The sequence below is a fragment of the Paenibacillus sp. FSL H3-0457 genome (genome assembly GCF_037981725.1).
Taxonomy (GTDB): domain Bacteria; phylum Bacillota; class Bacilli; order Paenibacillales; family Paenibacillaceae; genus Paenibacillus; species Paenibacillus amylolyticus.
The window spans coordinates 629,998-642,417 of sequence record NZ_CP150283.1 but is presented as its reverse complement, the minus strand read 5'-3'; the positions used below and the strand labels follow the sequence as shown (position 1 = coordinate 642,417).

The 12,420-nt window shown below is 47.5% G+C and carries 11 protein-coding genes; 3 read left to right on the top strand and 8 right to left on the bottom strand.

Translation table 11 applies throughout. From position 1 onward, the window contains the following. Nucleotides 1–357 precede the first annotated feature (357 nt). Together MHH25_RS02980 and MHH25_RS02975 are read right to left on the bottom strand one after the other, a co-directional pair. Nucleotides 358–1,194 carry a carbohydrate ABC transporter permease gene (locus MHH25_RS02980; protein ID WP_340019109.1) on the bottom strand — a complete coding sequence of 279 codons (837 nt, stop codon included), beginning with the start codon at nucleotides 1,192–1,194 and terminating at the stop codon, nucleotides 358–360. Further along, on the bottom strand, nucleotides 1,194–2,075 hold the full coding sequence (locus tag MHH25_RS02975) for a sugar ABC transporter permease (protein WP_036607341.1): 882 nt from the start codon (nucleotides 2,073–2,075) through the stop codon (nucleotides 1,194–1,196). Before MHH25_RS02975 ends, MHH25_RS02980 begins: the two co-directional genes overlap by 1 nt. A gap of 143 nt (nucleotides 2,076–2,218) precedes the next feature. On the opposite strand from MHH25_RS02975, the gene MHH25_RS02970 reads away from it, so the two are divergent. Together MHH25_RS02970 and MHH25_RS02965 are read left to right on the top strand one after the other, a co-directional pair. Next, complete coding sequence (locus tag MHH25_RS02970) at nucleotides 2,219–4,048, top strand: sensor histidine kinase (RefSeq protein ID WP_340019108.1); 1,830 nt, start codon at nucleotides 2,219–2,221, stop codon at nucleotides 4,046–4,048. 5 nt (nucleotides 4,049–4,053) lie between these two features. Then, nucleotides 4,054–5,682: a response regulator gene (locus tag MHH25_RS02965; RefSeq protein WP_340019106.1), complete on the top strand. Its 1,629-nt coding sequence runs from the start codon at nucleotides 4,054–4,056 to the stop codon at nucleotides 5,680–5,682. A 90-nt stretch (nucleotides 5,683–5,772) separates the two neighbouring features. Here the strand turns inward: MHH25_RS02965 and MHH25_RS02960 are convergent, their stop codons facing one another. Together MHH25_RS02960 and MHH25_RS02955 are read right to left on the bottom strand one after the other, a co-directional pair. Beyond that, nucleotides 5,773–5,967, bottom strand: coding sequence for a hypothetical protein (locus MHH25_RS02960; protein WP_340019105.1), 195 nt, complete (start codon nucleotides 5,965–5,967; stop codon nucleotides 5,773–5,775). Nucleotides 5,968–6,039: 72 nt separating this feature from the next. Further along, nucleotides 6,040–7,005, bottom strand: coding sequence for a bile acid:sodium symporter (locus MHH25_RS02955; RefSeq protein ID WP_340019104.1), 966 nt, complete (start codon nucleotides 7,003–7,005; stop codon nucleotides 6,040–6,042). Nucleotides 7,006–7,232: 227 nt separating this feature from the next. On the opposite strand from MHH25_RS02955, the gene MHH25_RS02950 reads away from it, so the two are divergent. Next, nucleotides 7,233–7,991 carry a tryptophan-rich sensory protein gene (locus tag MHH25_RS02950; protein WP_017690869.1) on the top strand — a complete coding sequence of 253 codons (759 nt, stop codon included), beginning with the start codon at nucleotides 7,233–7,235 and terminating at the stop codon, nucleotides 7,989–7,991. A gap of 112 nt (nucleotides 7,992–8,103) precedes the next feature. Here the strand turns inward: MHH25_RS02950 and MHH25_RS02945 are convergent, their stop codons facing one another. The 4 genes from MHH25_RS02945 to MHH25_RS02930 form a co-directional block, all read right to left on the bottom strand. Further along, entirely contained in the window at nucleotides 8,104–8,478 is a 375-nt protein-coding gene (locus MHH25_RS02945; RefSeq protein WP_127551150.1) for a RidA family protein, read from the bottom strand. Nucleotides 8,479–8,626: 148 nt separating this feature from the next. Beyond that, on the bottom strand, nucleotides 8,627–9,307 hold the full coding sequence (locus MHH25_RS02940) for an oxidoreductase (RefSeq protein ID WP_340019102.1): 681 nt from the start codon (nucleotides 9,305–9,307) through the stop codon (nucleotides 8,627–8,629). Nucleotides 9,308–9,419: 112 nt separating this feature from the next. Beyond that, entirely contained in the window at nucleotides 9,420–10,577 is a 1,158-nt protein-coding gene (locus tag MHH25_RS02935) for an MFS transporter (protein WP_340019100.1), read from the bottom strand. Nucleotides 10,578–10,785: 208 nt separating this feature from the next. Next, a complete protein-coding gene (locus MHH25_RS02930) occupies nucleotides 10,786–12,201 on the bottom strand; it encodes an ATP-binding protein (RefSeq protein WP_340019098.1) in 1,416 nt (471 codons plus the stop codon). Nucleotides 12,202–12,420 lie beyond the last annotated feature (219 nt).

Below are 12,420 nucleotides of genomic sequence, written 5' to 3'. Positions count from 1 at the left end.
CGCTGGATTCGTTAGCGCTTTGAAAAAGGAGCATACCATCACTCTGTACAAAAAGTTCCTGGCTCTACAAGCGTCTTTCTTGGTCTTTTCTCTTTATCGGTCTTTTCTCTTTATTGCTCTTTTCCCCAGGAGTCATGCCCAAGCTATGCGGGCATGACTCCCTTTGCACACCTCCATGCGAGGTGGGAGCAAAGGGATCAGGATGCGATGGAGGAGCGGAGCGTTCGCCTTTGATACTCGGTGGCTTCCTTGCCCTAATACATTCAGGCCACCGAGGAGCAACAGCGACCGAAAGCGCAACTTGATCCCGCGGCGACCTGCACTCGCACTCCGCCACAGCGACCCCTGCCCTCGCACTCACCCTTTAACTGATCCAGCCGTAATCCCCTGAATGATGTACTTCTGCATCAGCAGGAAGAAGATAATGATCGGCATGATGCCGAGCACAAGTGCTGGCAAGGCCAGATCCCATTGCTTCGTATATTGTCCGAAGAGTGCAAAGGTCGCAATCGGAATCGTACGCAGGTTGGAGCTTTGCAGGATCAGCGATGGAAGCAGATAATCATTCCAGATCCAGAGTGTGTTCAGAATGATGACGGTTACATACATCGGTTTCATGAGTGGAAATACGATCCGGAAGAATACTCCGTAGACCGAGCTTCCATCCACCCGTGCTGCTTCCTCAATCTCCAGTGGGACGGATTTTACGAATCCGTGGAACAGGAAGACAGACATCGGTGCCCCGAAACCGAGATAACAGATAATGAGGCCGCCAAGGCTGTCGATCAATCCCAGATTACTGGTTACAGTAACGAGTGGAATCATGATAGACTGGAACGGAATCACCATCGCGGCAATGAACATGCCGAACAAAATACGGTTGAACCGGGTATCGCTGCGGACCATTCGGTACGCGGCCATGGAACTGATCAGCACAAGCAACAGATTGCTGACCACCGTAACGATAAGCGAGTTCATCAGCGCCGACGGGAAGTTAATTTTCTCCCAGGCGTTCGCATAGTTGCCCCACTGAAATACTTCCGGCCATGCAGCCGAATTGGTGAGCAGATCACCGAAGGTTTTGACCGAATTCACAAACAGGAAGTAAAACGGAACCAGGAATAAAAGTCCAAGGAGTACCATGACAATCTCGGTTAAAATGGTACTGAAGCGGTAATTTTTCGCCGTCTCCATTAGGCTTCTACCTCCTTGCTCTTCGTCAGACGTACCTGAATCATGGTGATGATGGCAACGATTACGAAGAACACGAGCGCTTTGGCGGTTCCGATGCCATATCTGTTATTCACAAAGGCTTCATTGTAAATATTAAGTGCAACCGACTCTGTTGATCCGAACGGTCCACCTTTGGTCAGTGACAGATTGAGATCGAACATTTTGAACGACCAGGAGATCGCCAGGAACAGACAGATCGTTACACCCGGCATAATGAGCGGAAGAATGATGCTCCGCAGTACCTGCCAGCGACTTGCGCCATCAATCTCGGCAGCTTCCAGCAGATCAGGGGATACATTTGTCAGAGATGAGATGTAGATGACCATCAGATATCCTGCGGTCTGCCATACAAACACAATCACGATTCCCCAGAAGGCGGTTGGTTCGTCTCCCAGCCAAGGAAGGTTGAAGAAGGACCAGCCGGTTACATCGCCTACTGCTGAAAACCCTTTCACAAATATGAACTGCCAGATAAAGCCGAGCAACAACCCACCGATCACGTTAGGCATAAAAAAGATCGTACGCAGAATGTTTCTCGTCTTAAGCGGTTTGGTCAGAAAATACGCCAGGAAAAAGCCAATCACATTGGTTAGTACTACACCAACCACGGTGAAGCGCACCGTAAACCAAAACGCCGTTTGGAACTTGGGATCATTCGCAAAAACATGCACGAAGTTGTCAAACCCTACCCAATTAATGTTCTCGGATACCCCGTTCCAATCCGTGAAGGAATACACCATGCCAAGCAGGAAAGGGACCACGATGATGAGAATAAAAAACACGATGGAGGGACCCACGAACACAAGCTGCTGTAACAGCTGTGAAGATTTGCGATGCTTCATATCGTTCTCCCCTTCTATAGATGGATGAAATTGGTCTCTTTTTCTATTAAACCCCATTATCGCCGAGGGAAACACCGACCCTTGTGAACAGTTGGGGGTAAAATATTGTCCTCTCTAAACCTGCAACCAGAAGGGGTGTTCCGATGTCCAAATACTACAGTATACGCACCAAATTGATTGCCTTTATGCTCATTGCTACCACCCTTCCGCTACTCGCGTCGATCAGCATGACGTTTATCCAGACCAAGACGGCTCTGCGGGAACAGGCTGTTGAAGAGAACAATCGCCTGATCTACCAAGCGTCCACCAATCTCAATAACTATGTGGATAACGTGGCCAGAGCGTCGCTCGCTGTGTATAACGACCCGAACTTTCTACGTAACCTGGCGAAGATTCCTGGAGATTATCGTGCGGTGGCCGAAGTGTACACCACTTTGCAGACAATACGCGCGGCTGTGCCGGATGTATTCCAGCTGTATTTGCACTCTTTTGCCGCTAATCAATCCACCTTAATTACAAATCCCTTTCCGAAGCGGGAGGAACGAAAACAGGCCTATTCCGGCTCGCTTCATGGAAAAACAGGCGGTGACAGCCCGGATATCTGGGTGGAATCGGCCCACATGAGTCACACGTACGGATTCAAGGCTGCCTCCCCCGATGACCCTGCCAGAACGGTCATTACCCTGCATCGGGTGATCAAGGATATTCCGTCCACCGAGCGTCTGGGTGTACTCGCCATTGATCTGAATATGAATACCATTGCAGCAATCTGTGGCAGGCTGTATGATCCGGCTAAGGAACAGATCTATGTGGTGGATGGTCAGAATCAGATCATTTACCAAGGACGTTCCGAGGTCAATCATACGGATGCACTACGAGAGGAAACGGCTAGTGAACTGAATATCGCGCGATCTAGCGCAGGTACAGCCCAGAACGTTGCAGGGCATTTTGAACAGGATCGTTCCATGTATGTATACCAGCAACTTGGTAGCACTTACGCCGATTGGACCATCGTCAAACAGATCCCAAATGAGACGTTATATGCCAGAGCCACCACACTTACGTGGAATAACGCGATGATTGCCATTGCGGCACTTGTATTAGTCATTGTTGCAACCTTGTTCATCTCCATCCGAATCACCGGTCCACTCAAGCAACTCATGCGGTATATGAACCAGATTCAAGCCGGGCGTCTGCATGTGGATATCCATCTATCCAGCCGAGATGAATTTGGGGTGCTCGCTCGTCATTTCCGGGATATGATGGATACGGTAAATAACCTGATTTTGCGGGAATATCGACTGGAAATCGCCAATAAGACCAATCAGCTCAAAGCGTTGCAAGCGCAGATTCATCCGCATTTTCTGTATAATACACTGCAATCGATCGGTACACTTGCCCTTCAACAGCAAGGACAACGGGCGTATACACTACTCTCTAGCCTGTCCAAAATGCTGCGCTACAGCATGCGGGATCAGACCTGCGTGACCTTACGCGAAGAGGCGGAGCATGCCCGATTATATCTGGAACTGCAGCAGGAGCGGTTTGGTGACCGCCTTGAGGTGGATTTGGATTTTGCCGAAGATACACTGTCTGTCGAAATGCCAAGAATGACGTTACAACCTTTAATTGAGAACTACTTCAAACATGGGGCAGATATTCAGCCTGGCAAAGGTCACATATCCCTATCCAGCCGCCGGATCAACGATCATTGGATTGAAATAGAACTGAATAATAACGGTCCCTCCATACCTGAAGAAAAATTACTGGAGATCTGCGGATGGCTACATCAAAGTCATACAACAACCGGGTTATCCACACAAGAATCCGACGAGTCTGAATCCATCGGTCTACGAAATGTAATACGCCGACTTCAATTGAACTCACATCCCGGTCACTCAGCCAGGCTTGAGATCAACAATCGGGAACCCAATGGTGTGAAGATCACGGTTAAACTATACGCGGGAGAGTGAACAACATGAAGGCACTGCTTGTAGATGATGAAAAACATGTCCGCGATGCCATAAGGTTGCTTGGTCATTGGGAAGAGTTTGGCATTGATACATTACTTGAAGCAGCAGACGGGGATGAAGCCATCGCCGCCATCACGGCACATCAACCTCAAATCATACTCAGTGACATGCGTATGCCGGGCAAGGACGGTATGGCATTGCTTGAATGGATATCGGCTCATACCCCGCACAGCAAGGTGCTGGTTATCAGCGGATATGATGATTTTGAACTTGTGAGGCATGCAATCAGGCATGGTGGCATGGACTACCTCCTGAAACCTGTGGAAGCAGATGAGCTGAATGCATCTCTATTAAAGGCCGTTACAGCTTGGGAAGAGGAAGACGCCATTCGAATACAATCCACCAGGCAATCCATTGTTGTTAATCGAATGCGCCCACACTACCAGGATCGTCTACTCACCGAACTTGCCGTCGGAAGAGGCAGCAGCCCATCACACATGCAGCGATTGCAGGATGAGTTAAATCTCCCCCGTCTAATCTCTGTCTGTAGTGTCGCTGTCACCAGCCTGTCCCATCTGGATGCAGATTGTCTGGCAAAATACCGCAGTCAACCGGACCTGCTTGTGTTCTCGGTGCTCAATATCTGTGCCGAGATGTTATCCACACCAGACGAAGGCGTAATGTTTCGTCAGTTGGATCAACCGGACGAGATTGTTCTGCTGCATTGGGGTCCATCCACTTCATTGGAACATATTCTGGACAAGGTCAATCAGGGATTGGAGCAGACGATTCAGCGCCGGCTTCATTTTGGCATCTCCACCTGTGAGTCTTACCCTGGCGGAATCTCAGCGGCCTATCTGGAAGCAAGTTCAAGGTTGTGGCGACGTAATGTTGTGCAAATTAAACAGCGAATCCATGCCTCAGTGGAATCATCAATTGGGAATAAAATGAGGCGTTTAACCGCCCATGAAGAACCCCTGCGTATGGCAGCCATGAGCTGCCGGGCTTCCAGTGTATCTGCTGCGGTCGCCGAGTGGCTTGACCCGATTACTGATCTTGAGGTTGTCAGTGCTGAGCAGATCCAGCAATGGATCGATGAGCTGGAATGGATGCTGAGCCGCTGGCTTGATGATACGGCAGGTTCGTCATTCCATGAGGAAGAAATGACGGAGGAACAGTCTATTCCCTTTGCCGAGTTACCTTTGGACGCTGAAGGACTGTTATCCTTCCCCCTGCTTCGTTCATTGTTGGAACAACGGCTGCTTGCGGCCGGTAAGGCACTCACCGCTCATCACCACGCCAATCCTGATCCCATGAGTGAGATTGCACGTTATATGGACGCCCATTATCAGGAGGACCTGTCCTTACAGCAGATTGCCGCGCGTTTCTATCTGAGCCGGGAGTATATTTCCCGTAAATTCAAACAGCAATTTGGCCTGAACTGGTCGGAATATTTGGGCAAACTGCGAATCAATAACGCCAAGCTGCTATTGCAAAACCCTTCCCTGCGAGTTGCCAAAATCTCGGAGATGGTTGGATTCCAGGACGAAAAGTATTTCAGCAAAGTGTTCAAAAAAATGGAGGGCATCACGCCAGCGGAATATCGTAAAACATTATTGGAGGCTGGCACGTAACGAGTACCTGATCGAATCAAAAAGAGTACTCCCGGCATGACCCATCGGAAGTACTCTTTTTACTTTTACTTTTACAGAAAATAACCTATATCATGACGATTTGTTGGCTCTTTCTTTTCTCAGATAGGATACGATCCGAAAGATTGCAGCTACAGCTATACCCAAGTAGAGATAATAAATGTTATTTCCCGATGTATGAGCCGCTATAGGAAAAAAGACAACGATGAACGGAACCAGTGCAATATCCAGGTAGAACATGATCTTCCGATAAGTAAGAACTCTCATCTCCCCCTTTGATTTACCAAAAATGGTTTTATTAATTATATTAAATCATAACATAGATACGTCCTAGTCCGCTCACCGATCCCGCAAAATCACCGCAGGTACAAGTCGAATGTAGATTAGCTCCCCTGCAAGCTCCACCATCGTCTGTGTAACGATGACTGCCGCAGCTATAGTTGCCCATTCTGGCGGGAGTGCCAGTGCCAGCGGCAGAACAACCAGCGAATTCCTTGTGGCTGAACTGAAAATTAACGCACGCCCTGCGCCTGGATTCAATCCAAACCAAGTAGCAATAAGCAGAGATATCCAAGGCATAATGATCAGAAAAGCAATGTAGATCGGGATCACGTTCACGATAATCGCCATATCATTGTAGACTTTGCCAATCTGGGAAGCGACAACCACGATCAGCGCAAGTGCCATCATCGGAACCGGGAGCCATGCCGTTGCATTTATGACCCGCTCCCCGCTCGCTTTACCTCTTGAGAGAAATTGTGTAACAACAGCGAGCAGCAGTGGAATAACGATCAGGAACAGAAAAGCCTCCACAAACGGCCCAACCTGCATGATCTGTGCCACCTCGGTACCCATCAATAACCATAAATAAAACGGCAACAGTATCATTTGTATAACAAATAAAAAAGGTGTTGCGGCGAGCATCAGCTTCTCATTGCCCCGGCCGAGCTGTGTGAACACAATGACGTAATCAATACAGGGAGTTAACAGTACCAGATAGACTCCGATCAGAACGCCTGGTGATTGCGGAAAGACAAGTGTGAGCAACCATACAACTACAGGTACTACGATAAAATTAGCCACCAGTAGCGCCACCATAAATCGAAGATTCGACCAGGACTCTTTTAACTGTAAAAAGGGAATCTGTACAAACATGCTGTATAACAGAACTGCAAGAACCGGGGACACAGTGTAGTGTAAAACATTCCCCCATACCGGATTACTCAGCCCTATCGCTGCCCCTACGAACAGTGCAACTACATAGAACCAGGTTTGCTGTTGCTCCATCGTTTCTCTTGTGAGCATTTCTCTTCCTCCTCTTCTAGTGGGACATCGTGGGCATGGACATATTTCTGCTTCGTTTCGCGTACATTGGGACAGAGTGCCGTTCCAACATAAGCGGCAGAGCACAAGGATCTGAAGGATCAACTTGTGAATTTTTTGCGGCTGTTATTAGAATGTGCAAGAACTGGGTATATTCATTGTAGACTGACCCGTGGTTCATTCATTCGTTAAACCAAGGAGGAAACACAATGTCACGTAACAATCCGTACAAGTGGTTAAACGCCATTGGTTTTATCGCTGTAATTATCGTGAACTACCTCTCCAACGCTCTGCCGATCGGGGGCAAGACCAATAAAGAAGTATCGGATATGTATCCTGTGCTACTCACACCTTCTGGCTATGCCTTCTCTATATGGGGTTTGATCTACCTGCTATTAGCAGGGTTTGTGATCTATCAGTTCGTGCCCGCTTCCTGGAAAAGGGATTCGATTACCCGTCTCGGGTATTGGTTCCTGGCAAGCTGTGCTTTCAACGTAGCCTGGATTTTTGCTTTTCAAAACTTGCAGACCGGTCTCGCTTTACTGATTATTGTACTGCTTCTGTTGTGCCTGATCATGCTGTATGTAAAAACACGTACCATTACGGTTCCAACCACTGCTGAGATCTGGCTTGTGAAGCTGCCATTCAGCATCTATCTTGGATGGATTAGCGTGGCAACGATTGTCAATGCAGCTGTACTGTTATATAAAATTGGCTGGGATGGTTTTGGTATCAGCGAACCAACCTGGACGATCATTATGCTGATTGTCGGTATGGTGCTGGCTGTTCTCGTTAGCTTCCGTTATCGCGATAGCATATACCCACTTGTATTCACATGGGCATATATCGCCATTGCACTTAAACAGAAGGATGTCACTTCCGTATATTATACGGCAATCATCATTGCGATCGTACTGGCCATCTACGCGGTATGGCTGTTCTTCGCCCGTAATCAGGATCGTGATTAAGATTTCCCCCTTCTATATAGCGCTTAAATATAATGCAAAAATGCAAAAAGCCGATTCTGGTCATTCGACCTGAATCGGCTTTTTATGTATATCGGCGCGAGTGAAGGTTGTCCTATTTCAGGGCAATTACCTCAATCTCCACCAGTGCATCTTTTGGCAAACGAGCCACTTCCACTGCACTACGTGCAGGATAAGGCTGTTCGAAGAACGTGCTGTACACTTCATTCACAGGAACGAAGTCGTTCATGTCTTTCAGGAACACCGTCGTTTTCACGATTTTATCCATACTTGTACCTGCTGCTTCAAGGATAGCCTTCACATTGCTCAAAGACAGACGTGTCTGCTCCTGTACATCTGCGCCGAACTCTCCTGTTTGGGGATTCAGACCAAGCTGTCCGGAAGTGTAGATGAAATCGCCTGCATCAACGGCTTGACTGTATGGACCAATGGCGCCTGGCGCATGATCGGTAGAGATTGGTTTTTTCATGGACGAGTTCTCCTTTGTGTTCGTTATCCTGCTGCCGCATGGAGTCAGGGTTCGAACTCATTTTTGTTGCCTATTATACCACGATCTACCTCAAGCGAGAAACGCTCCTAACTAGCCACATGAAGTAAACAGCTCGTTCAAAGGTTTCTTAGCCCCCGTCCACACCAAGGACATGAATGACTTCATTTGAATACACATGGTTTCCCTGGGTTTGCACGAGAGCAATATTTGCCATGGCCTGTGCAATGGTTGCGGCGTGGACCGCCCGGTATTTGTCCGCTCTGCCTTTCATCCAGCGATCCAGAAACTTCATGGCATAGGCAGCCATCTGCTCACCAAACCGCTTCTCGTTTCGATCTCCCAGAATTAAGGAAGGGCGGAAGATATGCAATGACGGAAAACCGATATCGGACAATGCATCCTCCATTTCCCCTTTGGTCCGACTGTAAAAGACCCGGGAACCTGCACTCGCTCCCATGGAGGAGATCACCAGCATCTGTGATACACCATGTTGCTTCGCAATCGTAGCTGCACGAACCGGGTAATGAAAATCCACCTGACGGAAATTGTCCTGACTGCCTGCTTTTTTGATCGTTGTCCCCAAACAACAGTACAGGTCATCGATTCCATCGAATAAGTGGTCTTGGCTCTCTAGCTTTCCCCAGTCCACCACATGCTGTTCCAGTTTGGGATGTTGCAGCCCAAGCGGACGTCTAACCAGAACGCGAACCAGGCTGTATGCCGGGTGCTCCAGCAGATTATGAACCAGTAATTCGCCTACAAGCCCCGTGGCTCCAATCACCATGGCTTTCCGTTCGAGACGATTCAATTACATCCCTCCACTTCGCCATCTTTTTTGAAGTCATACCAGATACATATGATCAATCTAAACATTTACAAGGTTGTTCTGTCATCGAAGTGCCCGTGTAAATATTCAATATCTATTTTAACAGTACACGACGTCCAAGGGTAAATGTCAGAATCAGCATCACGACACCAACCCCCATCTGAAATCCATAGGCTGAGATCCAGGCCAGCGCATTGGACCAAGTTTCCATCTTTTCATACAACCAGCCACCCAACAACGGCCCGAGAAACGAAGTGACTCCGGTCAGAGCCGAATACACCGCGACAAACATCGGTCTTTCACTTTTGGGTGTGTCTCCAATCGTAAAGTTAAATGCCAGCTGATTGAATCCACCTACACCGATCCCAAGAAAAATATGAGATAGAAATAGCGCGATCAATACGGGCATGAACGACATTAACCCCCACGACAAACAGGAGAGTGCAATGACTGGCAATGTCCAGAATAGGAGGGTTTTGTTGCTGAATCTGGCATTCAGATTGCCCCAGACATAGAAACCGGCCATCATAACCAGCGTCTGGACTACCGTGATCAGGGATACCGTCTGATAATTGATGTTCAATAAATCGAGCATAACATAGGAATAAAGCGGAACAATCAAGGTCTGGATCAATAACCATGAAGCCAGGAACAGTGTTGCTTTCAGGAAAGAACGATCCTGGAACGGCTTGATGAACATACGCCAGAAAACCTTTTCGGTAGAATGTTCAAAGGGAACGTCCGGATAAAAGAAATAGATGACTGTATTGGCAATCGCACAGATCCAAACCGGAATAAACAGGATTAGAAAGCCCATTTCTCCCGGGTAACGGTCCAAAACAATACCGCCTGCAAATAAGCATACGCTTCCAAGAGCATTCAGAATCGTATTTCGAATTCCAAAATAACGCCCTCTCACCTTGGCAGGTACGATATCGCCAATCAGTGAAGTCCAGATCATGCCGCCAATGGTATTTGATATGAAAGCAACCGTATATACGGCAATATATACGCTTACCCACCACTCTTTGGGAACTATAAACGGGATCAGTCCCGTTGCACTCCATAACATGCGATGAGTGCCCACAAATAACAGCAGCATGCGTTTACGGCTGCGAATACGCTGCATCCAGTAAGCTGCTCCGATCTGGGCAATGTTTACGAACGTCGTAATCGCGAGCACAAAGCCGATATGTCTCGACCCGGCCCCAAGGTACAGCAGAAACCCGGTTAAAAATGGGCCTCCCAGCAAGGTCTGTAAAATAATTGCCGGTACACCCTCCCATGTTGCAATCGATAAATTCGTGCGTTGTGTCGAACCCTTGCGCCGTGGTTTGCTTGCTAACGGGGGAGGGTTAACGTTGACCGTCTTCTGTATGGGGATACACTCCTTAGACCGGGTCTCAAAAGCCGGTCGATGCTAGTTGTCATCCCAAATTCTACTCACGGCGCGAAGGTTGTCAACTCATTTTTTCACGGTCCAACGGGAGATAGAGATGGAAGGTGCTTCCTTTACCTTCAGCGCTCTCCAGTTCAATCGATCCCCCCAGTAATCTCGCTAAATCCCGACTGATTGACAGGCCTAGTCCGGTACCGCCAAATTTTCGACTAATCGACCCGTCAGCCTGCTGAAATGCTTCAAATATGGAATGATGCTTGTCCTCCGAAATACCAATGCCTGTGTCCTGAACGGAGAAAATAAGCCATCGATTCTGAATACCTGCATTCTTAATCTGCTTGGCGCTTACGATCAGCGTGACCTTCCCCCGGTGAGTGAACTTGATGGCATTGGACATCAGATTCCGCAAAATCTGTTGAACCCGCTGGGGATCAGACCAGAGCGTCTCAGGCAGTCCCTGTTTTTTGTCCAGAACCAACTGAATACCTTTTTTCTCGGCAACAAGCTGAAAGTGGCTCATGGCATCTTCTGTAAGTTGTGCGACACTGATATCCTCGAGTACAATATCCAGCCGCCCCGCTTCTACTTTGGAGAGATCCAGAATATCGTTAATGAGCGTAAGCAGTTCCTGCCCGGAGTGGTCGATCATATTGGCAAAACGTACAATATCCTCCTGATCCATCGTGTCGGCATTCTCGCTGATCATCTGGGCAAAGTTAATGACACTGTTCAGTGGTGTACGCAGTTCATGGGACATATTGGCGAGAAATTCGGATTTGTACTGTGAGGCAATCATCAATTGTTTCGCTCGATCCTCCAGTACAATCTGGGCTTTCTGTAACTCTTCCTTTTGCACAGATAAAAGCCGGTTTGTACTCTGGATCAACAAAATTCGATTCTGTTCATTCTGAAAATCACGTAAAATAAATGCAAAAATAAGGCTCAGCAAAATACCTGTAGGGAGTGTATAAGGCATAATATGTGAAAAGAAGTATGTAGCCGGGATCACACCAACGATAGCAATGTTTACACTATTGACCACATTGACGATAACTGTAACAAGGATTCCTTTAATAATCAGCCTGTAGTTGCTGCGTCTCATCCATATATTCAGACCTGCACATATCACGCCCAAAATAGACATGTTAAGTACTGCCGCCAATGTAGCATCCGTGATGCCAAAAGTCAGCCTCGACAGCCCAATTCCAATACCCACGATAATTACGCTATAGGGTTGTCTATACGTTAGAACGGCTACAATTAAAGGAACATATCGAAGATCAAAGACCACTTCATCGGTGAGTTGAAACCCAAAAACCGTACTGATCCAACCTGCAAATATAAGGACAAGCACGGAGCTGATCTGCTTCACTCGGGAAGAGGTACGTATTACGACATATTTATAGAACACACTAGCAAGATATGCAATGGTAATAAGCATCCCCATATTCAATACGAACATTTTTGAAAATTGCATTCACTCACTCCTGTTGTACCGACTTTACTGGCCAAAGTGCCTTCGTCCGTATGTGTCTCTATCATATCATGCCCATTGAAGCTTCGGCATTCCTTCTTCGTCAAAAAAATACACAAAAATACACAAATCAGGATTCAATTTGTGCGCTGGTCGTAGTAGAATATATTGTTGTTTAAATTTGAATTAGTTATTTGCTGGGGTCATGCTCCTAGGGAGCAT